Below are 26885 nucleotides of genomic sequence, written 5' to 3' on the forward strand. Positions count from 1 at the left end.
ATGGCACGCCACTGGGAAAAGGCGCTTAGCCGCGACACTATGTACGAAGAGCAGGACTACGAGCAGGCGGCCTATCGGCTAGTAACCCATCAGGTCTTGTCCGCCTCTGACCGGGCGACCCGGAAGGATTACGGCATTGTCAGCCGAAATATCAATGACTTTGAGCAGGCAGTTCGTCCCCTTGGCATCGAGCTGTTGCACGACACCAACTACCAGTACATCGTGGCGCGGCCCGTGCACGTACTGACCCAACAGCGAGCCAGCAAGGACGAAACCCTGCTGCTGTTGGTGCTCGCCGGCGTTCATCATCGCGTCCGTTTCGAGGGGCGCGAAGAGCCAAATGGCGAAACTTTCGTCGATTTGCCTGACTTGCAAGAGCACTACGAGAAGGAAACGGGCAGGGACTTTCCCTCGCCTGGGGACTTCCGCTCTTTGATGACCAAGTTCAAGCGCTGGGGGATTGCTGCCTTTGAGGACAAGGACGATGTACGGAATCAGCTCGCGAAGGTTCGCATCCATCCCGCGATCGGAGATCTGCTGCGGAAGGAATACTTGAGCCATCTGGAATCCTTCCGTAAGGAAGTGGCAGGTGAGGGGGATGCGGCTACTTTCGACGCAATGAATGAAGTCACGGAGGATGGCGATGTATCTGCTTGAGAAATTTCACTTGGTACAGTTTTTCCTATTCCGTGCCGAAACCCTGAGCTTTAGCCCTGCAACAGGCATTGTGGCGCCTAACGGATCTGGAAAATCTGCGATTCTGGATGCGATGCAGATCGTCTTGTACGGAGGGGATCAGAATCAAATCGATCTCAATGCGCAGTCAGGGGGGGTATCAGGCACTCGAGGGCGTTCAGTGCGCGAATACTGCCTCGGCTACTATCGCGGTGACGAGCATATTCGTGAGAATGCGACGTCCTATTTGACCATGGTGTTTCGCGACACTGAGGGCGAATTGCCGCCGGTTTCGGTTGGCCTGGCCCTGGGCGCGTCAGTGGGCGACCCAAAGCTGCACGTCTACGGGCGCTATGTGGTCCAAGGGGTTGCGCTCGCGTTAGATGATCATCTTGAAGCGAACGCCGAGGCGGAACTTTTGCCGTTGGCCTGGGGAACGTTCAATAAGCTGATGGAGGACGCAGTCAGTCGCGTGAATGGTAGGCTCGCAGTGCCTCCGTCGGCGGAGAAGCAGGTTGAAGCAATGTTGTTCGCCTTGCGCCCCAAAGGAGGGGGCAGCATCGACCCGAGAGCTTTTCGGCGAGCGATGAAGAATGCGCTTAATCTGCAGAAAGTTCCTGACACCAGCAGCTTTGTTCGAAATTACATTGTCGATGCCTATCCTATCGAGCTCAAGAACTTCCGCTCCCAGCTCGACAATCTGCGCTCGCTTCAAGCCAAGGTTCTGGAAACACTGGACAGGCTTGAGAACGTCAAAAGCTTGATCGCAGCCGGTCATAAGGCTACTCAGACTCGGATGCACGCAGCGACCTATAGGGCGCTGTTGGATGACTATGAGCGTGAACAACACATGGATGCTGTTGATGCGGCACAAACTACGCTGCATGAAGCGCGGGACAGGCATCAGGCAGCGCAGAATGCAGTCGACAGCGCCAAGGCGGAGCATGATCGACTCAACGGCGTGTACATCGAACTAGAGCTTCAATCAGCAGCAGATCCGGCGATCAGTGCCGCCCGTGACCTGGCCAGCGAACGAGAGAGATCACTTAGACCTATCAAAACCAACGTGGCCCAGGCCATTCGCGAGGTGGTGGCGGGCTTCGAGAAGGCCAACCGCGTGAAACCCGATCTCGGAGGCTGGCAGCATCTGGCGATGCCGTGGGTTGAGCTTCTTGATGCGGTTTCCAGTACATCCGTATCCGATGCGCTTGTGCTTGACGTTTCGCAGGCCTCGGCAGCATTGCGCGAGTCCAGCATGCGGGTTGCTCCGATCATCCAGTCGGCACGGCGTCAGCTAGACCATGACGAGCAGAGGCTGTCCAAGCTTGGAAATGAACTTAGGATCGCTAACGAGCAGATCAAACGCATCCAGGAAGGCAAAGCGGAACTCCCGCCGGCCGTCCAAGCAGTTGTGAACATACTTGGAGACAAAGGACTTCTGTGCACGCCCGTCTGCGATTTGGTTACAGTCACAGATGCCGACTGGGCACCCGTAATCGAGGGATTCCTTGGTCGTTCGCGCACTGCCCTGGTTGTCCGTAGCGGCAAGTTTGAGGATGCCTTGTCCGTTTTCAACAAGATTCCGTGGGATACAAAGCCGGATTCAGTACTGTTGGTGAACCCGGTGAAGTCGAAGGCGGATATGGGTGTGGTTCCGCCAATGGGTCTCGCGCACCTGATCGCGGGTGACAATCAAGTGGCGGTGGACTATATCCGTCTTCGACTCGGCCGGCTGGAGCGATTGGAGCGCGTCACCACGGATAGCCCAGAGGGCTTCACCCGTACTGGCGAGCAGGCTGGACGTGCTGATTTCGGCCGTCGACGCCCCTTGTCTGCAACGGAACTGGTGTTGGGACGCCAAGATGCGAGCCATCGCCTGGCGGTGCTTCGGCAGCAGCGCAGCACTTTGGGGCAGAACGCAGCCGAATGCGAGCAGGAGGCGAACCGGTCGCGCCAGTTGGTTGAAGCCCTTGAGAAGTTGGTGGGACTTGAAGGACGTATCCAGGACATTGAAAGATGGCTGAACTCGCACATTCAGGAGCAATCCGCGCTTGATGCAAAGGCGGCGATGCAAGAGATCGCAAGCGCACCTGATCTCCTTGCTCGTCAGCTGCTCATCACAGAGGCAAGGCGAGCTGCCCTGGCAGCACAGTCGAAGCTGGAAGAAAGCAGCAGAGACGTCGGAACTCATGGTGAGGCTTTCCGGCAAGCACAGAGACGGCTAGACGAGCTTGCGGATAGAACCAACGGAATCTGCTCAAAGGCGGCTCTCAGTCGCCGCAATGAATACGTGGGTGATGAGTGGTTCGAAACAAAACGCGATGAGTTTGATGGTTCCGGCCTATCGCTGCATACGATTGTGGCGAAGATTAGTGACGCTACGGTTAGAAGTGGCAATCAGCTGTCTTCCCAGGTGCAGGCCTTGGCAAGTGACATGTCTACATACGCAAACCAATTCGATCCGCAGATGGATATCGCGGTGGGCGACTTGGGTGCCATGTGCGAGACGATGGCTCAGGAGAAGCAACGGCTAGAGGAATCCGAGCTCCATCACTACCAAGTGCTTTCCGCGGAAGCTGCAGAAGCGGCAGAGCAAACGTTCAAGGTGCAGATCGCCGCCCGCCTGAGCGACCACTTCGCCAGCATGCGCAGCACGCTCAATGAGCTGAACAGTACGATGGAGCGCTTGCCGCCATTCTCGAACAACGAGAAGTATCACTTCGTCACCAATCTCAATAAAGATCATGAGTCGCTGTACAAATTCATACTGAAGGTGGCTGGTGCGGGACCGGAGGGGGATATCTTCTCTGGACAGGTGGATGCTCCTCCTGAGTTCAGGGCGATGCTTGAGGGAAAGGATGCAGAGGCCAACAGGCTTCTGGAGGACTATCGCAATTTCTTCAACTTCGAGATTGACGTTCGCAGCAATGGTGTGACGGTGACCGACTTCTCAAAGCGCATGGACAAGGGTTCCGGGGGCGAGCACCGCGCGCCTCTTTTCATCGTTGCTGCAGCGTCGATGGCGCGCGCATTGGGAAAGTTGCGCGGTGATCAAGGCGGCATGTCGCTGATAATTTTCGATGAGTTGGGTGACAAGATTGACTCAGTGAATACCCGTGCCGTCTTTGAGTACCTGAAGGCATTGGGCCTTCAGCCCATCGTCGCGGCACCGGACGATGCCTTGGGTAAGATCAACGAATCGGTGGATACCTACATCGAGATGTACCGTGACGACGATCTTATCTCCATCAAACACGTACGCATTGATGACGATGGTCATGTAATTCTGGATTCCGATAACTGGCGCAAGCATCCCGAGCTTTTCGAGGAGGAGCTCAAGCGTGTTGAAGCAAGTCGAATGCCCCATGGGGAAGGGGTCGTTGCATGACTATAGCCCGGGCCTTCCTTACGTCAATTTTCAATCGCTCCCAGAATGCAGTGAGTCGTGGCAAGGATGAGCGAATAGCTCTCAGGCTGACGGAGTCATCATGCCCAGAGTTCTTCAGCCTGCGCAGCATCGAGGATGCAAGAGCGTTTCGTTCCGAACTTGAACTGGCTGAGCGCTCTGGAGCCATCGAAATCAAGGCCAAGGTGATGGTGCAGCCGCCTCTAGATGTTGCGGGCGTTGCCGTACTGAACCTCGCAAAGCTGGCGAACTTCTTGGGCGCACGACTTCGTCGTGATTCCGTATCAGAGGCCCGTTCCATGCTGGACACTCACACCGGCCTTTTCCCCGTACTGACCGAGGTCATTGAGCGCTGGTCGCTGGGCCATAAGGTTCGCGGGCAAGAGGCTACCGATGCTTCTGTAGCGCAAATACTGGATGCAATCAGACTCATTTCAGCAAGGCGAGGTGTCGTCAGGGACGAACTGTTGCGCCGGGTTTCGGCCATGATGTTTGGTGACAGCAAGCGAGTGGAGGGCATCGTGAAATGGATCGATTTGCTTTGGTTCAACTCTATTGCACCATCTGGACTTGATAGTAGCGAGGTCTTCTCGGCCATAGGCCTGCACAAGGAACCATTGCCCGTACTGATCTCAGGTCCGCTTACGGTTGTTACGTCGACTACGGTGGTGGGAGTGGTTCATCCATATCTCGGCTTCGCTCCTGCCCACATCACTGGATTCGTGCCGAATCCAGCCGTGTTGAGTTGGCGTGTTCTCACCATAGAGAATCGACAGACATTCCATGAGTTTGCTGAAGCTGCATCTGATCAAGTCGGCCTCGTGCTGCTCTATACCGGTGGTATGCCGTCCCCATCCTGGAGACAGGTCTACATGCTGATCTTGAAATCACTTCCTTGCCAGACAACTCAGGCGTTTCATTTCGGCGACTTGGATGAGGGGGGATGAGAATTGGCGCCGTCATCGCAGGATCTGCCGCCGAGGCGGGGTTCACCCTGAAGCCGTGGTTGATGGATCCCAGGGAGCTCATTGGTCTCGGTTACGCTCTCAAGCCAACGGCTGAATCGGTGTCTAGCGCAATATCTCGAACTTGTCGATCCATCGGGTGGAATGACTTGGCCATTCATGTGGAAACGCATCCGGGGACGCTGGAGCAGGAGGTTCTCCTTCCACAGTTTCCAGGCTCCTAGAATTCTGGGCAGTCTGACCTAGGCGACAAATTGCTTTGCGCCGTCTTTAATGCCTTGATGCGCGTGCCCCGATCATTGCGGGAAGGGAATCATGAGATTTTTTGAACTTGATGCTGTAGATATCACAGCGCTCAGTGCTGGCGATCTGCGTGAATTGGTTGCCCGTCTTTGCGAAGCGGAGGTAATCCAGCAGGGGCGTCGGCCGAAGAGCGTTATGTGGGGAGGTGCGCAGGAGGCACCTGATGGCGGTTTGGATGTCCGTATTGAGGCTATGGACTTGCCGTCCAACGACGGCTTTGTTCCTCGTGGGATCTGCGGTTTCCAGGTCAAGAAGCATGCTATGGGTGCGGCGGCATGCAGGGACGAGATGTTGGAGGGTGGCACCCCAAAGCTCGTACTTGCAGATCTTGCCGATCGAAATGGTGCCTACATTATCGTTAGTGGCAAGGACGATTGTTCAGACAGCATGTTGGCGAGTCGAGTGCGGGCGATGGAGGCGGTCGCGGAGACCCTTCCTGGAAAAGCGTCTCTGCGCGTTGACTTTTATGGTCGAGATCGATTGGCGACTTGGCTACGGCGGCATCCAAGCGTTGCGCTGTGGGTTCGTGCGCGCCTCGGCCGCCCCTTGTCCGGCTGGAGGCCTTTCGGGAGGTGGGCAGCTACTCCCCCAGCCCAGAACGACGCATTCCTTGTTGATGACCACCCCTGCGTGATTGACGCGAACTCGAGCGCAAAGACTCCTATGCCTGTTTCTGAGGGTATACATCTAGCTCGAGAACGGTTGCGCCGCCGCGGTAGTGCGGTGCGCATCACCGGCCTCTCCGGAGTGGGGAAGACGCGATTCGCGCAGGCCCTGTTTGAGGCGAACGTTGGTGAGGAGGCCTTGTCACCAGCTAGCGCAATCTACGCCGACCTGGGTGAGAACTTGACACCGACGGCATCCGAGCTAGTTTCATACATCGTTGCTAACGATCATGCGGTTCAATTGGTGCTGGACAACTGCCCGCCAGACGTGCATCGGCAGTTGCAGAAGCAGGTCTCCGCAAGTAGCGCGATGCTCAGCCTTCTGACAATCGAGTACGACATCTCGGACGATCGTCCTGAGGAAACCGAAGTGATCCACCTCGAGCCGTGCAGCGAGGAGACGGTCTCGATGCTGATCCAGCGGCGGCACCCAGACATCGGGAAGTTGAACGCGGGCAAAATCGCCGAATTTTCCGGCGGCAATTCGCGCATCGCGATCGCGCTGGCCAGCCGGGTAGATGCAGATGAGACGTTGACAAACTTCTCCGACGAGGACCTTTTCCATAGGTTGTTCAGTCAACGAAAAGGAGCGTCCAATGAACTTCTGGAATGCGCTGAAGCGCTATCGCTCGTCTATTCCTTCAATGTCTCCTCGTCCGAGTTCAATGATGAGCTTGGCGTCCTAAGTGCCATCGTTGGCCTCGATCGTCGTGGTCTGCATCGGGCTCAGGCTGAGTTGATGCGTCGTCAGCTCGCGCAGAGTCGTGGTGAGTGGAGAGCAGTTCTTCCTCATGCACTTGCCAATCGTTTGGCGAAGCGTGCGCTGGAGAACATCCCTGTCGATGCAATCAATGCCGAGCTGCTAAAGCCAGAGAACCTCCGACTTTTCGTCTCATGTGCGCATCGACTGGGATACCTGCACGATTTCGAGCCTGCGGTTCGGATGGCAAATAGTTGGGTGAGCCCCGGCGGACCGCTGCATGATATTGGATCGTGTAACGAAGGCACGCTGTCTGCATTGCTATACATAGCGCCGGTATTCCCGGAGACCGTGCTGCAGCTGATCGAGAACGCCGCAACCAAGCCAGGCTTTGCCTCGCGCGAGAACCGAAACTTCAGGTTGTTCGTGCGCCTGCTGCACCAGCTAGCTTACGACGACGATAAGTTTGATCGTGCTGCGACGGTCATGCTGAAGTTCTCCGAGGGCGAGAAGTCAGGTGAGAACAGGGACAGCATAGTTGGACAGATGCGGCATCTGTTCTCGTTGCACCTGTCAGGTACGCTGGCGCGACCAGAACGGCGGTGTGCGTTTGTCAGCAAGCTACTCGAGTCGGGCACCGAGAGGCATCGCGAGATCGCAGCCGAGCTGTTCCATGCTGCGTTCGAAGCGACGCACTGGACGTCTTTCTCTGCGTTCGACTTCGGTGCACGTAGACGTGATGCTGGCTGGCAGCCGCGAACGCGTGCCGAAGAGCTCGAGTGGTATATCGGCTTCTTGAACTTGCTGCGACCGGTGCTGACATGTGATGACTTGACTCTTCGCGACTGGGCGCGCTCACTTCTGGCAGGTCATTTCCGGGAACTATGGACGTTTGCGGGCTGTTTTGATGATCTCGAGGAGATAGTCAGAAGTCATGCTTCGAAAGGGGAATGGCCGCAGATGTGGGTCTCGGTAAAGAAGACGCTTGGCTTCGATGGCGACTCAGCTCATCCTGATCTACTGGCTCGGCTGGAGTCACTTTCGCGCGTTGCGGCACCATCCGACCTCTATTCTGAGATCGAGGCCTATGTGCTGTCCAATACTTGGGATCACATCGAGAGTAGGGGGGGGCAAGTAGCCTTCAGTGACGAGATGATCAAAGAGAAGGTCATCTCTCTTGGTGAGATGGCCGCAGCAGAGCTAGGTTGCTTAGAGCGATTGGGTCCAGGGCTTTGGTCGGGCGAGTTCGATGCACTGCATCCTTTCGGCATTGGGCTGGCGCAAGGCAGCGTCGACCTAATTGCCACTTATGAGCGTCTTTTGAGCCTGGTGCAACTGCAGGCGCCTGCGAAGCTCAATCCACAGGTGCTTCAAGGCTATATCAGCGCTGCAAACGATATCGACCCCCGCTTGGCCATGGTGATGTTGGAGCGGGTGCTAGATCATCCCTTGTTGCGGACCTTCTTCATCTACCTGCTCAGCGCCATCAAGATTGGCCCATGGGGGTTCAATATGCTGATTGAGTTGGCTCGAGGGGAAGAGTTCGAAGCGTGGCGGTTTGGACAGCTTGCCTATGGCCGCATGCACGAGTCCCTTACCGACAGCGAGCTCGCGGAACTGTTCACCATATTGAACCAGCGCCATGATGGCTTCTACACCACGCTTAGTGTGCTAGAAATGCGATTCTTCGCGGGGAGGGGCGGAAACTACGTGCCGAGTGAAGATCTCCTTTCGACAGGGCGCGACGCCATTCGCGCTCTACTCGGGGGGAAGCGCGGACAGACTGAATTGAATCGCATCCGAGGGACCAAGCGGATCGCCCAGCAGTGCCTATCTGAGTCTGCTCCAGAACAGGAAGTCGAGGAGATCGTGAGGTTGCTTTGCGAAGGGTTGGATGATCTTAGAATTCGCAGCTCTGATTTCGAAGTCCTCATGACAACGCTATTCCGCAACTTCCCGGAGATTGTCCTTGGAGAGATCTTCACGGGCGACGATAGGGAGCGTCGTTTGATTGATCGCGTTTTCAAGTGTCGTTTCGGAGGTGCTTCGCCGTCACTCAATAGTATGCCGGTGGATCGGTTGATTACCTGGTGTCGAGGTGATCAAGATCGGATCGTGGGTGTTGCCGCAGCGACCTGCGCCTACTCAACTGTAGAGGCAACCGATATACCACTAGAACATCCCAAACGCGTTGTCCTCAGTGCGTCCATCAAAGGCTTGCTGGAAGCCGCAGTGGACAAGCAATGCATCGTCGATGTGATGTTTGCCGGAATCCAGCCCATGAGTTGGTCTAGCTCGTTGGCTGACATCATAGAAATTCGGGCCAAAGCTTTTGCTGAGCTGCTGGAGCATCCATTGGCCGAAGTTAGGAATCTTGTGGCGGAGAGGCTTGAACGGATCGAGCTCACAGTGCGAAGAGAGCGACAGAGGGAGGCGGAAGATCACAGTCGACGGGAACAGCGCTTTGAATGATGCGTATGGGTGAGATGGAGCCGGCTAGTCATCTTGGTGTTGCGCCCCGCATAGATACTCGGTCCTGTTGGCTCATTGTGAATTCGATGTACATAGATGAAAGGACCCTGTGCACACTGATTGGTTCTACGCGGGCACAATCAGCTGTGGCCGAACAGCAACAGGGCGGCAACTCAGGCGGGACTGTCACTCAAGCAGCTTGGGACCCAGTAAGTCCTTGGTAGCAGGTCGCCGAAGAACCGCCGGATGAACGCTGTTCTTCGGCGTATCCCTGTGGTGACAGACGGCGCTTTGCGTGGTCCAGCCGATATGGGGCCAGCTGGCATCGCCAGGTGAGCCGCTCCAGGTTGTGACGCCTAACATGGCCCAGTCGGATCTGCTGGGCCGTGGGCGTATGCAGGCCGGCTACCTCAACGGGCAGCGGGGCAGCGTGGGTGCAGGCTGCGCTCAAAGATCTAGGAGAGATCTGGACCAATGGTGTCACTTCGACTAGCGCCAAGATTCGACTCTGCCTCTTTTCCAGGCTCCGCGCGAATCCTGGGAGTGACCGGCTAGAAGATATTGAAGTCTCTCCCGATTTATCCGATGCGCCCAGGAAGGATGGGCTTTAGGTTCAGCCTTGGCTCCAACAGCGATGGACCGAAGCAGGCTCAAGGCCAAACATGGATTCGGGGTGTCTATCGTGGTAGGGCAATGGCTGCTTCCGACGCATAGCGGTCGTTCCAGTTCTTACGCCAGAAGGGCTGCGTCAGCGATAACAGCCTGTAGTTTAGCGTCTAGGATCGAAGCGGAGTATGGATGGCCTTAGACCGAGTATCCGCCCTTCGCCGTTCTTAGGAGAGTTTGCCCGCAATTACTCGGCTGCTCTATATGCCTGCTTGCGAACACATTAACGGCTAAGGACTCTTTCCCATAAGCGGCGGTGAGTTGTTCCAGGCCAGCCGGCGTCACAACGAGGTAGCAACCCTCGCCCCACAGAGAATCCGCATCGATTCCAACCGGGCCAGCGTCACGCCACCAGTGAAGCTCTGCGACCACCGTTCCGCTCGCATCGAAGAATACGCTCGGTGTCTCGTCATGAGCGCGCCAGCGAAGCCCCTCAACCCAGTTTGGGCATAATGCAAACGGATTGGCCGCTGTGTCAAAGCCCATGTCCACGGAGCAGACAACTCGCCTTACCAGCGTTGGTGCCAGATCATTGTCGAGTGGGACGTACTGGCCTAGCCAAACAGCGATGGGCAGCTTGGCGTAACAATCGTCGAACTCTTCACTATCAGTCTCTGCCCAAGGTGCTCTAAAGCGGTAGAAGCGGTGCTCTGACAGTCGTGCCTTGTGGATATGGAAGCGAGACACCTCGGCCACGACTTGGCCGTCGCAGTGCGCCAGGAAAGGGGCAACATCGCCGTCAACCTCGTCAATCCACTTCTGCTCTCGCTCGGACCAACCGGCACTTCGGTCAATCAGCGGCCTTCGAATCCACTCGGGACGAACTCGCGGGAGCATCAATGGCCGAGGCGGAAGCGGGTAGCCCAATCTCTCCAACAGCATCGGACTGTCCCGGCTCTCCAACTTGCCGGCCAGGCGCAGCTCCCCTGCGACGTGGCGAAGGGCAGCAATGGCGATGTAGGCGTGTGGCTTCATGTAAGTGATCTGCATATCAAGGACACGAAGCTGAGCCTCAAGCTCTTTGACACCAGAGGGCCCGAAGGCCTCAAGTCCACCCCAATCCTGGATGAACATCGCCGCGCGACGGCGAACTGTCATCTCCTCGATGTCTGCCGCCTTTGCAATGTGACGTGCCGTCGAGCGCAACATACGAGTCCAGCCAAGCGGCGATTCGACGCGCATTGCACCAGTTCTCTCGTCCGTGAATGCCTGGTCGCTCTCTGGCAGGTCACTGAATTCGAGGAGATAGAAGAGCGGCAGTGGCGTCGCGTCAAAAGAGACAGCCAGCCCCCACCGATGCGACAAGAGCGTGGCTGACTCGGCTACTGCAATGTCACGGTGACTGACCATTGCAGCTACGGCGCGGCCCAATACGGGCTCGAGGTTCGCGCTGTCGGCAGCGAGCAGCGTTCCGAGTGCCTGCAAGGGGGCGTCCAAGTCACCGTCCATAAGTCGCCGGATAAGGGATGTGAACAAAGATTGACCCTGTCCGACTTGCCTTGCCAAGCTCAGGGCGCAATTGCGCGCGTGCCGCTGAACCTCTGCAATGGGAAGTCGATAGGCAAAGTGCAGCAACTCCTCCAAAAGGTCCGTGTCGCTGAGTGGTAGCTCGCTCGACTGGAAGGGTCGCCCCAACTGGAACTCGCGAGTGCAGGTCATCTGCTCCTCAATCAGCGACCAGATAGCCGGCCAATCTGGCGTCAAGCTGATGACCGGCAGTATCGAATCCAGCTCTGTGAGCAGTGCCTGGGTATTCTCCTGGCCCGTTGTCACTGAATCGACTATGTTCTCGAAGGCCGCAGGGCATGTGGATGATCCGTGCAGAAGCTTCTTCGCCTTAAAGTAGAAGAACTTGCCGCCACCCATCCCTTGGCTCCAGGAACTCCAGGGGTCGTTGCTTGTCTCGTAGCCTTGCATAAGCTTCTTGGCGTAATCGACCTCATCGGCTGCAGCAAACCGCTTCACCATCAGGAAACGGCAGCGTGCGTTGTCCTGCAATACCTGCCAGCGCTCAAAGACCCTTCGCGCCAGATGAATCGGAGCTGTGTCTGCCAGCTCTTCGAAACGGTCCGGGGCGTTGTGGTTCAGCTCGTCGCTATCTGCTTCAAACGCGAGTTCAAGATCCGCGAGAGTAGCTTCCGAGGCGTACTTGTTAGACGTATACGAGTGTCGAGGCTCCGGCGCTTCTGGCGTCCACCGGGCGATGGCGGCTTCGAGCTCAGGCGACGAGAATCCATGCTTTCCGGAAGCCTTGTGAATGCGCTGGAGCAGCGTGATTCTCTCGTGCGCTCTGCTGGCTACCTCGACCGCCCCAAGCAGCATCAGAGCGAGCGGTTCAATCTGGTCAGGGCCGGCTGCGTCCGCGGAGGCGTCGATGAAGTCACCAACATGGGACGGATCCCGGTAGTGCGGTTCCATATAGAATGGCAGGCAGAGACCGCACCAGACGGTCGCGCATGCCAAGACGAGTTCAGGGTTTCGCCTGACCATCCCCGTCATGAGCAGGTCGACACGATTCGGCCAGCCGATTAGATGCCAATCCGCCAGTGTCTTTGACACCTCGAAGCCGAAGCGAGGTCCAACCTGCATCGCTTCCTTAATCAGTGCCATGGTAAGGCGACGCGCGGCCGACGACCCTTCCGTTTTGGTCATGCCACCGACCTGACGCATCAGGTCTGAGACCCGCTTGACACGGTTTTCCGGGTCAGCCGCGTTCGCGAGAGCTAGAGTGTTTCGCCAGATCGCGTACTGCGGGTCTTTCTTGGGAGCCAAGGCATAGCCAAGGCATTGCTCAGGAACCGTCGCCAGCAACTGATTCGCCCGCTCTAACTCCCCGACCGCAGCCAACCCGATGGCTAGATTCGCTAGCCCGTCGATCTGCTCGCTTGGTGTACTTTCTTTAAGCTCCGCCACGAGGGCATTAAGCCGATCCGCCGCCGCCGCACGATCACCGTCAACGCGATATGCATCGACAGCCAATCTGCGTCGCAGGTAAGCAGTTCCCTTCGACGCCGATGAAGCGATGGCTGAGTCAACCTCCCGAAGTACCGCGCGATACTCAGTCTCACCGCGCTCGGCGCCGAGCCTCAGCAGCGCTTGCACGAGCGTGGGGATCGCTTTCAAAGACTGCTGGATACGGTATGACTCGCTGCCGCCTTCTGATGCGAGACGTAGGACATACCCAAGGGACGTGCGGGCTATGCCTTGGATGCCGCCTGCCGATAAGGACCCGTTGACGCCGGCAGCGCGAGCTAGAAGCACACCTATCGTCGAAGCGTGCTGTTGGAGTGGATGAAGGAAGGTGTGCTTCGACGGTGTCACGCTTGGCAGTGGCCTCTTGAGCAGCGTGCAAAGCCTCGCGTGATGCATCACTGCGCCGACCAGATTGCCCAGCCCAGCCAGGTCCGTCTTGTCGTCGCACATGGAGATCATCGGTGCGACCAGCTTGTCGAACAGGGCCTCGGCTAGGTCACGACGGCCAGCTTCGAATGCGATCAGCGCCATCCGTTGACGGTAGCCGTTTGGTACCTCCCCGAACCGGGGAAGAGCGACGGCACTATCAAACAGCGCAAGCGCTTGCCCAACGTCGCCACGTCGACTGGCCGCAAGCCCTGCGTGAACCATCACCGACGGCTTATCTTCGTTGGCTACTCCGAGCTTGCTACATAGTTCTTGAGGATCGGAGCCAACCTTCTGACCTAGCATCGCCTTTGCGGCTTCCCTCCTAAGATGCAGCCGCAGCGCTACGGCAGATTGCGGATCCACCGTTTCCGGCTCCCTTAGACCCTCTGCGGCGAGATGATCAATCGCTATCTGGATCTGCTCGGTGTCTCGGAAGTGGACGGCGCGCATTGCCCATCTTTCGAATTCCTTGATGTTGTGCTGGTGCCCGTAGTTTCTGAACTTGGGCGTATGGAGCTGCGATAGTGGTTCGAGGCTTTCAAACAGCTCCTTCGCGCGGTCGAAGTCGCCTCGCGCTAGTAGGGCGTCGACGACCTCGTAGCCCTGGCTGGGGAAGTCCTGCACGAGGGAGACAGCTGCTTCAATGTTCCCCACCGCCAGCATAGCCAGCGGGAGTTGGTTGGCGTACTCAAGGGCTGATTTGCGCCGATCCACTTCGTCACGACACAGCAGCAGTCGTGTAAAGGCGGTCGCGTCGTGCGTTTCACGCACTGCCAGCAGGGCGAGGCGGATGTCGGCGTGAATCTCGGCGATAGAACGCCCGTCAGCCAGCTGCTGCCTGAAGCGAGCGGGCATCGCCAATGCCAGTACATCGGCACCGTCGCCGGCACGCGCGCGGTAGCGCAGCTCAAGCCAGTACTGTGCCGATTCAGGTGGCGCGCTCTTCGCCAACTGGGCAAGGTTGCGGTATACGCGCTGCGAGTATTCAGCGTCGACGCTCCCGAGGCGGGTTCGCGGTTGAGCGATGACGAACAGCCTAAAGCTGTTGTGGAAGACGCTCCATCCCCGGGATGAACTGCGGAGCAGGTGCTGCGCAATGACCAGGGCGCGTTCAATCGAGGACTCCTTGACCATCGTGGCCAGCAGTCGCAGGTCCATGGGTGCCTCAGCCCGAGCGATGAAGCCCAGCACATCCATGGCATCGACATCGTTTGCGATCTCGCGCCAAGCAGCTGAATATACAGTCTCAATATCGCCGTCGAACGGCATCCCGCCGCTAAGAAGGTGCTTGCGACCAGCTTCGTCAGCGTGCAGCAGTGCCTGAATCAAGTAGCGCGTTGCCAGCGGGTGGCCATGCGTGAGATTGCTGAGATCCAATCTTGGAATCTCGGCAGGCAAGCCTAGCGCATCCGCCATCCAGGTGAGTTCCTCGCGACCGAGAGGCCCCATGAGAACCTGTCGCTCGCTCTTCTCCGCTTGCGCTCTTACGGCGGGCTTCAGATTAGCGAGATCCAACCGTTGCGTGCCGAGCACGAACACGACCCCATTTGGGATTGCCGCGGGAAGAGGCAGCTCTCCCAGAAACGAATTGGTCGGCCGTTCTTCGCGTGGCACATGGTCTAGCCCGTCGACAACGATGATTGTACGGATCCCTTCGCGAGTGAAGCGCTCACCAGCCTGCCGTAGCAGGACGCCGAACTGTTCGCGGCGCTCAGATAGCGAGTCATCGCGAAGACGAAGCCCAACTAAACCGCTGTTCCGCAGCTGCGTACCTACGTCGGTCAGGAAGTTGTCGGCCTCCCCACGACCCACGCCTTGAGCCGCGCCCGGCACGTACGCTAAGTAACGAACGAGCCGGACACTTGCTTCAGTGGCCAGCGCAACCTGCAGGAGAGTGGATTTTCCGGAGCCAGGTGGTCCTATGAGTGAGACGTAGCCGTGATTGGAGGCATGAAGCGCTGCTAGTAGCTTGACCTCAGTGTCCCGATTGCGCTGGACATAGGCGCCGACCGGGAACCGATGGATGAGCAAAGTCTTGGCGGGATCGCGCCATCCAAGCTCATGAAGCAGCTCGTCACGCGTCCACCTGTCCTTGTCGCGTTCATCGGCGACTAGCTTGGGCAGCACGCTGGCAATCTCGCATGCCTGTCTCGCCTGCTCCGCATTCAGCTTGTGCGACTGGATGAAGTTCGCTGCAGCTCCGCACACCACGCGCAGGGCATGCATGAACTGTTCGAAGTCGTCATCATTTAAGCCGGCTTCGCGGCGCAGGTGGTCGATCAGTCGGCTCCATCCTCGCGCGGACCAATCCGACAGCGACCGATTTGGATGCTGTTGGAACTCCTCGAGAAATGCAGCGCTGTGCCGTAGCCTGCCGTCGCCTGGCTTGTCGGTAACCGATGGAAAGTCGTTGACGACCAAGTGAATCTCGACGCGACTTCCTGGGTTGTCCTTGGACAGGCACTGCCAAGCTTGAACTAGGGGCTTCAAGAGACCATTGGCACCAGTAAACAGCGTCTCAACAGTGAAAGTGCCTGGGAACTTGGACGTCTTGAACTGGTGACCGACCACCAATCCATCGAATCCTAGTACCAGGTCGTCCGCAATGCCCGCGTTGCGGTCAGCGACGCCAATCCAAAGCAGCTCGTCGCGCTCAAGCGCGGCATAGATGGCAGCGCCCGCGCGCTCGTACTGGCCGACGTATCCACGAAGCGCTCGGCGTTCGCCCTCCGCCGGTGCCGTTGCGGGAGCTGTAGCAGCGGATGGCTGCGAATTTTTGGGCGCTTTCGAGGCCATAAATATGGATTGGGTAGTGGGTGCGAACCTGAGAAAAGGGAGCCGCTCCAGCATAACCCGGGGGCGTCGAGCACCAGCGGGTATGCCGTCGCCGCATCGAGCGGCATTGTGAATCGAAGTATATCCGTCGTCGATCACATCGGTCACTCGCACGGACGCGAGAACGGCTGTTCAGCCCATGGCTGACATTTGTCCGTAGGAGCTGATCGGACGCATGTGGCCGCAGGCGGACATCAACGGAACAAAGGGGGGGGGCAGGGGGAATTATCGGGGGTGAAGCATGGCAGCTGTCGGCCCGAAACGGAGGCTCGACTTACACCTTCCAGACTTTGCTAATCACGGGCACATCAGCTTTATCGAGTCTAGGGAGATAGGCAATCAGTTTGTAGCCGCCAGGTCGAAAGTGGTCGAGACGAAGCTCCGCTTCTGCTTGCAATCTGGTGCCGTCCGGACCTTCGACCATGACCGCATAAACGGGATTCTTCTTGCCATGCGAGAGCGGCAAATCGGACGGCAGGGTCGAGTGGCCATTGCCTTTCGCACCGCCAAGCATCGCAGGATCTTTGGTGTAGCCGCGCGCGATTTACTGGAGACGGCCGACTCAAGCATCGGGCACAGATCACCCGATCTCCGTGACGTGAGGGCCGACTGCGACGGGAGATCATCAGAGACCGACAGTGATAGATCGCAGCGAAGCCGCGACGATCAAAGGATACTTCTACTAGTTTGACCGCACGATTGCCTAGGACTCAGCGCTCGTCGTGTCTCCATACCGCCCTATGGGGCGCTCGGCACTTGACCTTGCGGCAGCTTCCAGCATTCGAGCCGCCGGATTCGTTTCGGCCGCACCGGCCTGATAGTAGCCGATGACACTGACCACCGATCGGTGATCGGTCATTGCCATAATGGCTGGCAGGGCAATTCCTTGCCTAGCACCTTCCGTTACGAAACCCGATCGTAGGCTGTGACCGCCAAAGCTCCCCACCAATCCGGCAGCGCGGGCGCGATTCTGGATGATGGTGGCCACCGACTTGGGTGACAAGCCGGCCCCAACTTTCCCGCGTGTCAATTGGCGGAAGAGGGCACCCTCCTGCAGTCCAGCCGCTTCGATCCAGGTGCGAAGCGCTTCGGCCGGTGGACCTAACAAGGGCTTGTCCGGCGAGCCGCCTGCTTTGACGCCCTCCTGAAGCGTTTTGCCGACGTCCAGGTGGTAGAGGTAGCCGCCGTCGATCGGCGCAAGCTTGCTCAAGACGGCATGGGCCGTCTCGCTCCGACGGCGCCCACCACTGGCGAAGGCGAAGTAGAGCAGGGCACGATCACGTTTCCCAACAAGATCGTCCTCACAGGTCGCAATCATCGCCATCAATTCGGTCGCAGTGATCGCCGTCTTCTTGCTCGGCCGCTCGCCGCGCTTATGTGCGGCGCGACGGCCCTTGGCCAGCAGCTGCCGAACCTCGCTGCTTTCGCAGGGATTGGCCAGCTTGAGCAATTGATGGGCGCTGGAGAGCACCGCAACGCGGTGGACGATGGTCGACAGCTTGAGCGGTCCTTGGCGCTGCTTGAATTTGCCTTCCACCAAAAGCGCATCCAGTGTCGGCGGCAGCTCCCAGGTCAGGGCATCGCCTGAGCGCCGGGCCAGATGATCGATGATGAACTGGATCACGCAAGACGCGTCGACCGGCATGGCGATGACCGCTCCGTAGCGGCCTTGGTACCAGGCCGCCCAGTAGCGCAAGGCGGTGGCGTAACTGCGCGTGGTGTTGGCCGAGGCCGCTTCGGCGAAGACTTCGCGCACCGCGTCCGCCGAGGACTGCGAGAGCTGCGCCACAGTCGGATTGGCAGGAGCCGCGGTGGTCAGAGCTGGAAGAAGGTCGCTCATAAGTGGTTGAAAGTAGGGATTAAAAATAGCCTGAGTTCCGATAAATATATCTTATCGGAACCGTATATGTCGCACTTACTAAGATCACGGAGACACGTTCGGTGTCAGTCTCGAAGGATCGAAATGGCCGTCTATGTTGTCACCTGGAATTTGAACCGAGAAGCCAACTACGACGCAAAGAGGACTGCGTTCCTCAAGCACCTGGAGCGCTACCAGAACGTAGCAGATCCTGATCTGGAGTCGGTCCGCTGGGTGTCCGGGGATATGAGCGCTCACGATCTATCTGCCGATCTTCAACAGAAGCTCGATAAGAATGACGGGATTTTTGTATCCCAGCTTGTCCGTGGCGAGTACCAAGGCTACCTCAGCAAGGCGACATGGGAATGGATCAGTCAGCGCCTTGACTGACACCGCCGAAGTCCAAGGGGTTCTGACGTGGTTGGGGCTCGGGGACCGCGACACCGGAGCCAGCAAGTGAATTGTTCGCTTGGACTCTTCAAAATTGGAGGGTCCAAGCCGCTGAGCTAGCTCAGAAATGAAGCCGACGGTCATAGCCGTCTCCCAAATTAGATGCTCTCGAAAGCGCGTGGCTGCAACGCCTTGGCAACATCATTGGAGATGCAACAGATTCGCGACGCACCATTGGTGATGCACCAAGATCACAGCGAGTCATTGGGACTGCACGTAGCTCAGCGCATCAATTGCTACAAGTTGCCGCGCAAGCTGCCCCAAATTCGCAGCGCTCAACAGTAGGTGCCGACGCCGGCGCAAGAACTGCGTCAGGCAGCCACGCTGCATTGAACATAATATACATTATGCGAAATGCAATGTCTGGCCTGATCCGGTTCGTGGGCTCGGCTTGGCAATGGCTGGGCCTCTGGCTCGGCTCCTTGCCTGCGCCTGACTGCCACAACGGAAACGCCCCAGATCCCACAGCTGTCCGCCCGTATTTCCCCACAAGGACGCCCGCGATTTCCAGATCTCCCCCAAAGATGCCCTTGATTCCTGGATCCGCACCTAAGACGCCCTCGATTTCTGGCTCCACATCCAGCTCGCCCTTGAGTTCCCAACTGCGCACCTGATCGGTCAGAGCTTGTCGCCTGCACTTCCCAGTTCCGCCAGTCGCGACATTGGTCGCAAGAACAATTAGACGAGATCTCGGGCCTGAACGTGCGAACAGTTCAGCGGGTTGAGCAGGACTACAACACCGCGACTTCCCTGGGTGACGCGCCACGCCCCGCTCCACCTGCTCAAGCGCGTCGCTCGCCCCCTGACCAAGCTTTGACCTTAACTGGGCGTCGGTGACTCCCTCCCGTTCTGGTCGGCATCTGGGCCTTGTAGCGGCTCAAGCGCTGAGCTATAACGCCTTAGCCAGTCGCTATAAAGCGCCGGTGTTGTGCCCGCATAGCCAATAGGCTCCGGGTGCCCGAGGTCCACCCAATGGGGGCACGGGAATCCTTCGATTCCGGAGCCATCCATGACCGCCAAACGCCGCAGATCCCTTCGCACTTCTGCCTTCTACGCCCAATCGGGCCGTTGCTTCTATTGCGGCCTGCCGATGTGGCTCACTGCACCCTCAGAGCTCGGGCTGAAGGCCAGTAAGGCCCGAGCCTTTCAATGCACCGCCGAGCACCTGGTGGCCCAACAGGACGGGGGCAGAGACGTGTCCGGGAACGTGGTGGCCGCGCATAGCCGGTGCAACCAGGGGAGGCACCAGCGGAAGGGACCAGCCCCTTCCGCTGAAGCGTTCCGGGCGCTGGTTCAGACGCGGCTGGCAATGGGGAGATGGTGGTCCCGACTGCCATCAGGGATTGCACGTGCTTCCGTATGGCCAATTGAATTGAATCTTTGCAAGGAATCGGCAGCTGCTTGCCTGATTCGCTAGTCCACACTAGTGGCGCCCGGTTGCGGTGCTAGAACGGCGAGTCTGCTGCGAAATGGTCGCGCATTGGGCCTAACAAGGTCTGCGACCCTGTCAACACGTCCGAGAATTCCACCTGTCGCCACCTTCTCGTTCCAATATCGTTCCATCCACTCGGCTTTATCCAGGATCTTACCCGGAGCGCCTAGCAGCCTCTTGGCGATGAAATGCCGGATGAGAGCGGCCTGGCTATCGAGAATCACGACGCCCGCCCTTGGATTAGAGTCATAAGCGCTGTACGAGATCAGATAGTGGACATAGTGGCGGTCTGGCTCTTCGTCATCCCACGTCAACAGGTTGCTTAACCCCGCAGCGCGAGCATCCGATCGCACCTCTTCGCTCACGAGCACCATGGGATTGCGTGCTTCCTTACATTCCATGCGATAGGCGTCCAGCATCGCCGGTCCGAAGATCATCTGAGAATCATGATGAATGCTTCCAACTGTGAGCCCTCCACGTATCAATATATCAACCACTAGCAGGTTCTCGGCCAACATTCTGATGCAGCTCAGGATGTCGGCAAGGCCAGCAGGAGAGCGGCTGCTTGATATGACGATGCAGTCGCTGAAGTAAGTGAACAAAAGTCCTGTTGCTGGGTTGCAGCACGCTGTGTTCTTTAGTCTGTCGATGGCCTCTGCTATTTCATCAAGCTTGCTCATGTCGGCTGCCGACTCTTGGACAAGTGCGGAGAACCCGAGCATGTCGATGAAGGCGACGTACTTATCTTGGTAGAGCATGAAGAACTCCTTAGATGGTCGTGCCCATGGTGCCGAGGGCGGTTCCATTTGACCAGCGGGTGCGGGGCACGTCATAGGCCATGGAGCAATGTCAGCGACCTGGCTCGCGCACTAGTCTCGCAGAGGCTTGCTACGGCGCATCTTCGCATCGGATAGAAGCGAGCGAACGAGAGAGTTGAAGTCCATCCTGGCCCTAAAAGTTTCCTTCACCCTTGGTTAAACGAATGTCCGCTTTCGGTCAGAAGCGGACCAAAGTAGCCGGTGCTCTTCGCAGCCCGTACGCGACTTGGAGTCATATCATCAATCTGTATCAGGGCTCAGACCTAAGTGCCTGATGGTCCAATTCAGCGACACTATCCAGCTTCGGCGTCATCGCACACTTCGGGATACAGCCAGCGCGATCCGCTTATGGAACCAAACCGCACTGTGCCTTACTCTTAAGGAACATTGCCAACGGCAACCTTCGGCAATTGAATTTAGAGAATCCGGGCGGTTCATCCCGCGCGGCCCGTTAATGTCTACAGCTGTGGAGTTGTGAATGGCAGAAGATCAAGGTGGTGAAGAGGTAATTAGGGAGATAGGGAAGGCGCTAGCCCTTGCGTCTGAGCTTGATCCACAAATTGTTAGATCGCTTCGCTCCGCGATTGTTCAGGCGATGTCTGATTACGAGGACGACACGAATGCACAAGCTGCAGCCGCACTTGCGGCGGTTCTCGATTTTAGACCTGTGACGACCCAAGACGCCCTCTCGCAAACCTTGGGTGAGATCGGGAAGCTGGTCGAAGGTCTCACCGGACTGGAGGACGTTCATTACACTGTTGAGACACCAGAAGGTCGCCGAGTTCGCTCAATCCGGTCACATCTACCAACTGTATCACCCCAGCGTTTGACGGATCACGAGCAGGCAGATCTTGAGGCCTATATCGCTCGATATCTGCCACCGGACGACCCTCGCGAGGAACACGCGCCACGAGGACCGCGACTGTGACGATCAGTAAGTTAGCAATCCTCAACGCTGTGAAAGCAGCCATTTCGCGTGCTAAGGCGAGCGGGTCTCCCTACGCGCAAGGAAAGGCTTACGAACTTCGGGTGCTGCTTAGGCTTCTGCGAATCATCGATAGTGCGGGCTACAAGCTCACGTGTACCCCCAAGATGGCAGGCGTCCTGACGTTTGGAGGATCTCCATGCAAAGCAAACCATCCGGATCACGATTACATCAGTGGATCTACGTCTACTGAGAAGCTCGAGATTAGGATTTCAGTGCAGGTCACCACACTAAGCCATAGCTGGAAAGGCACGACGGTGGTCAAAGCGGCTGACCGTCACGAGATTGACGTCGGTGTATATCGTCCGATTAAGACCCGTCGCTATCCCGCATTTACGGAGTTACTTCTTGGGGTCTCGTGCAAGACTGGCGGCTGGAACAAGGCGTACGTCCGCGAGGCGCTAGGTATGCGTAGGGAGCTAGGATTCCTCACATCACCTAGGACGAGCTTGACGAGCTCAGCTCCGTGGTTCATCGCAACAGTTCCCTGCGATCCTCCGGTTCCCTTTGCCTTGTACGCGACCAACGCTGGGTCCGCCGTGTATGCGTCGTTGGCAGCTTTGGGGCTCTACGTCGAGCACTACAAGGGGTAGCGGAAACAGGCTTTGGAGTACGGATCAACTCAGGTGTGTCGAGAACGATGCCCGCTTTGGGTCGAAGGCGGATGCCATCACCGGGCCGGTCGCCGCCCAATGTCCGCTTCCGGCCAGAAGCGGACATCCACCCTGCCCTCGATAAACATCCCAAATCCACGGACGACCTTGGTCTGCTTTGGCCTTCTGCCTTAGGGCCAGACCTGAACTTCGATTTCAGCCCCTAGCGTATTTGACTCCCGCGACCTAGATCTCTCCTAGATCCTTGAGCAGGGCTTGCCCCTTCTGCAGAAACCCAACTAGCAGTCGACCTCCTGCTACTTTCCGGCCCAATTGCCCATTGAGGTAGCTGACCTGGAGACGCGCATGGGCCAGCAGATCCACCTGGGCCATGCTAGGGGTCGCGGCCTGGAGCGGTTCGCCCGGCGACGCCATCTGCCCCCCGATCGGCTGGACAACGCAAGGGCGCCGGCTGTCACTCTTCGCATACGCCGTGGCCATCATCCGGCCGTTCTTCAACGACCATCCACCAAGCACCAACTCGGTCCCGAGTTGCTCGATCGGCAATCCCGCTTCGCTAACCGCTTTCTCAAAGTTCGGCCAGAGTTGGTCCACCACCAGCCCTAGCTCGGCAGATAGCTGTTCTATTGTGAAATCTGCGCGGAAGCTGGCCTGCAGTGCAAGCTCGTAGATGCGGAGGAAGAATTGCGTAGACCCGCGCGCAGCAAGCACTACGTTGTGCTGAGGGATCAGCAGCAGCTTTGCCCCCGCGGAATACGCCCCTGTGAGAGCATCCTCTGCCAGGGTATCCGCTGCGACGACGAGGTGGTCACGAGTGAGGAGAACGTTGAGGATGCTCATTGCGGGATCGTCTAGACGTTTGCAGACTATCGCCTTCCCCTCCCCTCCTGTCCAGACTGCTATGGCCTCCGCGATCACACAAATTCTTGGTCGCCCCAATGCTTGCGAGAACGCACTTGAGATACGCCGCGGCTACCTCAAGGCGATGGAAGATGCGCTGCGGGTTTCGCTTCTGATCCACCAAGATCCAAGGCTTCTGTTCGACACGTGGGCCAGACTGCTCCCCTTGATCGCTCAAAGCCACGAGAGTGACGGCAGCCAGCCATTTGCGACCGGGATCGTCCGCTCGCGCGATCATGGATCCCGGCGGTTGGCTGGCTGAGCGTATGGTTGCAATATAGGAAGCAATCGCGCGCGGACCAGAACGCTGTTCATCGCAGACATTCTTAGGGTGCCATTGCAGAGATTTCAGCTTTTGAGGAATAAAATTTCAGTGCAAGACGGTCCATTGCAGAAAAATTTGACTTGCGACTGACGCAACGCAGAAATTGCTGATGCACGGATGATGCAATGCAGAGATTACCGGCTAACAGATGCTGCAGCCCAGCCGGCCAACTGAGGGCTTTGCCCGATGGACGAGCCGTTACTCTTGCCTGCAGATCACGATTCTAGGATGACTTGTGCCTCAATCGGCTGACCAGGATCGGGCGTCTGTGCTGGAGGGCTCCTTAGAGCTCTTGGGTGAAATTCGAGCCGCTTGGATGGAGATAGAGCATGGACGTGACCGAAGATCGACGGCGGTGGCGGCACTTTGCCAGATGTCCCTTGATCACGCCGTGGCAGTACAGTCCCTGATCGCTACTCTGCCCCAGTCAGCAATCTCGCTGGTCCGGTCCCAGTATGAGGCCCTCGTGCGTGCAACCTGGGCATGTTATGCAGCTACCGACACCGACATCGAGAAGCTTCTTGCGCCCCTGACTCTGGAGAGTCAGCAAGCGGCAAAGAGGCTCCCTGGCGTTCAGGACATGCTCGTAAAGCTTGAGTCCTCTGGGCCCCGAGGAGCATCACAGTTGTTGGGCAGAGCCAGACAATGCCTTTATGTCGGCTTGAACTCCTATCTCCATGCCGGGATTCACCCCTTGGCAAGGCAGTTAAATGGCTACCCGGGCGCGCTTCTGGCGGGGGTGGCCATGAACAGCAATGCGCTTGCCATGCTAACCCTTCTGAATCTGGCGCACCTGTGGCCAGGCGAACCAGTTCTGGCATGGATGAATGCACTGCATCATCAATTTGGGGGTGTTTTGCCAGAGTTGGAGCCATTGCCCCCCCATCAGCCCTCGCCATAGAGCTGTCCCGGATCGCCTGCGCGTCTAGGGTGGGGTCTGTGGTGAGTGACTAGGCAGTTGGGCCTCGCCCCCCTCTGGGGGCACGGGGAGAACATCACGGGCGCATAAGCAGTTGCCCCGGATTTCTCGTTGGGGCAAGTCCTGGCAGTTGATCTGTGTCGGGGGCCTGTCGGGCGACTGTCATGTTTCCAAGTTCGGCACCCTCCTAATCTGGGCTCCCTACCCCTCCGGAGTTATCTTCTATGACCACCAAGACCCCGCCTCGCCTGCTTACCGCTGCTGAGGTTGGCGCCTGCATTCGCCAGTTCCGCCAGTTGCGTCATTGGTCGCAAGAACAATTGGCCGAGATCTCGGGCCTGAACGTGCGAACAGTTCAGCGGGTTGAGCAGGGTGACTCGGCCAGTTTCGACACCCGTCGCGCACTGGCGCGCGCCTTCGATTTCAATGACATCGATGCACTCAACAAGCCTTTCTCGCTGCCGACAGACGAGGAACTGCAGGCGGCGCAAGCGCAGTTTGAGCGCGACTACATCACCCTGGCGGTGTCCCCGCTTGCTGCTGGGCGCGAGCTGGCCAGCCTGATCGTTTCGTGCGACATGGATCTGTCCGAACCGGCTTTCGAGCTGTCGCGCGAGGCGGCGAGCGAGTTTGCTGCACTGGTCGACTACTACCGTGAGTATCGCGACTGCCAAGACCTGTATTCAGAAGTCGACAAGCTAGACATCTACGACGGGCTGCAGCAGCGCATTGAGGTCCTGCGGGAACTGGGAGTATCACTGTCGCACGGTCAGCGTAAGGTCGTCATTCGGATGGGCTCAGGTATGCCGATGGATGCCACGGTCCTGTACGTCGTGGCGTTTCGCCTCGGCCACGAGTGCAGTCAGATCGTAACTCCTAAGGCAGCACGCATCGGCTGAGTCAGCATTCATTAGATCGATAGTGGTGGCGATACATCTGACAGATGTCTATTGATCGCGCCGTCGCAGTACAGTCCCTGGAGGTTGCCCTGCCTTAGTCAGCGATAGCGCTGGTCCGGCCCCAGCACAAGACCCTGATTCGTGCGACAGCAAGGTTCTTAGCTTTCGAGGCAGCGAATTTTTGATGTGCCCTGAACCCTCGCGAAGATCCACTATGGAGACGCCGTCGATTTCTGGATCCAGACCTAAGAAGCCCTCGAGTTCTGGATCCACAGGCAACTCGTCCTTGAGTTCCTGACTGCGCACCTGAGTGGTCAAGCTCCGCCCGGGTGAAGGCTCTGCGCCCAGTACTCTAGGAACTCCTCTTGAGCAATCGTTTCGATTGCGCCTGGCCTGGCATGCCGCACCATGTGGATGGCATCCGATGCCCGCTTGGCCTCGCCAGACTGCAGCAAAAGCATGGCAGCGACCGTTCCCGCGCGTCCCAACCCCCCCTTGCAGTGGACCACGATCCTTTGACCGCTCAGCATGTCAGCGACGAGCTCAGCACTTAGCTGTAGCCAATCTTTGAGGAGTCTGTCGTCTGGTGCGGCTCCATCAGTGATTGGCAGTCCATGCCAAGAGATGCCCTTCCCCGCCACTATCGCCGGTAAGCTCTCGATTCGAAGGTCCTTGAGCTCCCAAGGCTCAAGCAAGGTGACTAGGTGAGTGGCACCCCAGTCCTGAATAGCCGAGACGTCCACATCTAGGTCTCTCGCCCATGCTCCAGTCATGGCGACTTCCTGGTACTTGCCTGGCGCAAATGTCACCCCTATGCCGCCTCCATGGGCTCCAACAGGCAACTCTGCAATCAGTAACGGGTGGCTAGCGCTGGTGCGCATCATTTCGGCTCTCCCAACATGCGGTAACGTTCTGCGTCGTGCGCCGGGGCGCTCCCCGCTCATTCGCTGCACGGCTAGGATATCGGATGTTCAGATATCGTTGAACTGGAGAGAACACCTAAGGGTCAATATCGGAAAGTCAGATAGACAGTCTGTGGGCAGGTTGATATCCTGACAACTGGTATCGCGATTTGAGGGCTGTGTGGCCTATGTCGTTAGCCAACCGACCCTCATCGCGCCCTGGCCAGAACTGGACAATTTCGTTCGTTCAATAGGTCCCTTTCTTGCGTGCGCGTGGTGCGCGCTAGAGCGCTCAAGAACGGCTAGTTCGCCGGTAGCTGCTGAGGGGTTGGCCTCGCAGGCACTTGACACGCTTGCGACGCTGCGCGTCCTCCATCGCGAACCAGTCGAATGTTCTCGGCTTGCCGCAAGATCTCTGTATGAGCCCCTGGCTTGGTCCTACAAATCTCCGTGGTCTCGCAGTGACTTGAACCTTGAGTCGGCATTGACCCGGTCGCTCACCCAGTGGGCGGCTGAGTGCACGCCCAGTGCGAGGCGGAATCTCGGAATTTCACTGGCATCCACCGAAGCTCGAGCGTACTTGGCAAACCTTCTGCGGAAGCATCGGTTGGACCCGAAGCTAGGCGACGGGCTTCAGTCGATTGGATCGCCTGAATGGAATGCGCTCAGCTTGGGGCGTAAGCGCTACGTGCTG

General features: G+C 57.9%; 17 protein-coding genes. 11 read left to right on the plus strand and 6 right to left on the minus strand.

Going from position 1 to position 26885, the window contains the following annotated elements:
* The 4 genes from ACZK08_RS10005 (at position 1) to ACZK08_RS10020 (ending at position 9186) form a co-directional block, all read left to right on the plus strand.
* A complete protein-coding gene (locus ACZK08_RS10005; RefSeq protein WP_017354467.1) occupies positions 1-657 on the plus strand; it encodes a DUF4194 domain-containing protein in 657 nt (218 codons plus the stop codon).
* A complete protein-coding gene (locus ACZK08_RS10010; RefSeq protein WP_158704768.1) occupies positions 644-4063 on the plus strand; it encodes an SbcC/MukB-like Walker B domain-containing protein in 3420 nt (1139 codons plus the stop codon). Before ACZK08_RS10005 ends, ACZK08_RS10010 begins: the two co-directional genes overlap by 14 nt.
* Positions 4060-5028, plus strand: a complete 969-nt coding sequence (locus tag ACZK08_RS10015) for a hypothetical protein (RefSeq protein ID WP_478433961.1) — start codon at positions 4060-4062, stop codon at positions 5026-5028. The genes ACZK08_RS10010 and ACZK08_RS10015 overlap by 4 nt, the downstream gene beginning before the upstream one ends.
* Before the next feature lie 333 nt (positions 5029-5361).
* Entirely contained in the window at positions 5362-9186 is a 3825-nt protein-coding gene (locus ACZK08_RS10020) for a hypothetical protein (RefSeq protein ID WP_051008550.1), read from the plus strand.
* Between the two features lie 804 nt (positions 9187-9990).
* Here the strand turns inward: ACZK08_RS10020 and ACZK08_RS10025 are convergent.
* From ACZK08_RS10025 to ACZK08_RS10035, 3 genes are all read right to left on the minus strand, one after another.
* Entirely contained in the window at positions 9991-16050 is a 6060-nt protein-coding gene (locus ACZK08_RS10025; RefSeq protein ID WP_026070503.1) for a DEAD/DEAH box helicase family protein, read from the minus strand.
* Between the two features lie 313 nt (positions 16051-16363).
* Positions 16364-16603, minus strand: coding sequence for a hypothetical protein (locus tag ACZK08_RS10030; protein WP_146027648.1), 240 nt, complete (start codon positions 16601-16603; stop codon positions 16364-16366).
* A 189-nt stretch (positions 16604-16792) separates the two neighbouring features.
* Entirely contained in the window at positions 16793-17929 is a 1137-nt protein-coding gene (locus ACZK08_RS10035) for a site-specific integrase (RefSeq protein WP_017354461.1), read from the minus strand.
* A 123-nt stretch (positions 17930-18052) separates the two neighbouring features.
* On the opposite strand from ACZK08_RS10035, the gene ACZK08_RS10040 reads away from it, so the two are divergent.
* The 3 genes from ACZK08_RS10040 to ACZK08_RS10050 all read left to right on the plus strand — a co-directional run bounded on the left by ACZK08_RS10040 (position 18053) and on the right by ACZK08_RS10050 (position 19814).
* On the plus strand, positions 18053-18337 hold the full coding sequence (locus ACZK08_RS10040; RefSeq protein ID WP_017354460.1) for a hypothetical protein: 285 nt from the start codon (positions 18053-18055) through the stop codon (positions 18335-18337).
* A gap of 747 nt (positions 18338-19084) precedes the next feature.
* Positions 19085-19234, plus strand: coding sequence for a hypothetical protein (locus ACZK08_RS10045; protein ID WP_324615445.1), 150 nt, complete (start codon positions 19085-19087; stop codon positions 19232-19234).
* Positions 19235-19487: 253 nt separating this feature from the next.
* Positions 19488-19814 carry an HNH endonuclease gene (locus tag ACZK08_RS10050; RefSeq protein WP_323162603.1) on the plus strand — a complete coding sequence of 109 codons (327 nt, stop codon included), beginning with the start codon at positions 19488-19490 and terminating at the stop codon, positions 19812-19814.
* Here the strand turns inward: ACZK08_RS10050 and ACZK08_RS10055 are convergent.
* Positions 19811-20587 (minus strand): hypothetical protein, encoded by a 777-nt coding sequence (locus ACZK08_RS10055; RefSeq protein WP_032966761.1) that lies wholly within the window; start codon positions 20585-20587, stop codon positions 19811-19813. The two genes, ACZK08_RS10050 and ACZK08_RS10055, sit on opposite strands and share 4 nt — an antisense overlap.
* Before the next feature lie 538 nt (positions 20588-21125).
* On the opposite strand from ACZK08_RS10055, the gene ACZK08_RS10060 reads away from it, so the two are divergent.
* Positions 21126-21575, plus strand: a complete 450-nt coding sequence (locus tag ACZK08_RS10060) for a hypothetical protein (protein WP_141653545.1) — start codon at positions 21126-21128, stop codon at positions 21573-21575.
* Between the two features lie 896 nt (positions 21576-22471).
* Here ACZK08_RS10060 and ACZK08_RS10065 read toward each other — a convergent pair.
* Positions 22472-23086: a hypothetical protein gene (locus ACZK08_RS10065; protein ID WP_033835133.1), complete on the minus strand. Its 615-nt coding sequence runs from the start codon at positions 23084-23086 to the stop codon at positions 22472-22474.
* Between the two features lie 61 nt (positions 23087-23147).
* Between ACZK08_RS10065 and ACZK08_RS10070 the strand changes: the two genes are divergently transcribed.
* From ACZK08_RS10070 to ACZK08_RS10080, 3 genes are all read left to right on the plus strand, one after another.
* Positions 23148-23408 (plus strand): hypothetical protein, encoded by a 261-nt coding sequence (locus tag ACZK08_RS10070; protein ID WP_049401600.1) that lies wholly within the window; start codon positions 23148-23150, stop codon positions 23406-23408.
* Between the two features lie 436 nt (positions 23409-23844).
* Positions 23845-24372, plus strand: coding sequence for a DUF6988 family protein (locus ACZK08_RS10075; RefSeq protein ID WP_478452166.1), 528 nt, complete (start codon positions 23845-23847; stop codon positions 24370-24372).
* Between the two features lie 242 nt (positions 24373-24614).
* Positions 24615-25289 carry a helix-turn-helix domain-containing protein gene (locus ACZK08_RS10080; RefSeq protein WP_005413401.1) on the plus strand — a complete coding sequence of 225 codons (675 nt, stop codon included), beginning with the start codon at positions 24615-24617 and terminating at the stop codon, positions 25287-25289.
* Between the two features lie 314 nt (positions 25290-25603).
* On the opposite strand, the gene ACZK08_RS10085 is transcribed toward ACZK08_RS10080, so the two are convergent.
* Entirely contained in the window at positions 25604-26233 is a 630-nt protein-coding gene (locus ACZK08_RS10085) for a cyclin-dependent kinase inhibitor 3 family protein (RefSeq protein ID WP_306341171.1), read from the minus strand.
* Positions 26234-26885 lie beyond the last annotated feature (652 nt).

The sequence above is a fragment of the Stenotrophomonas sp. 112478_Sma genome (assembly GCF_056479905.1).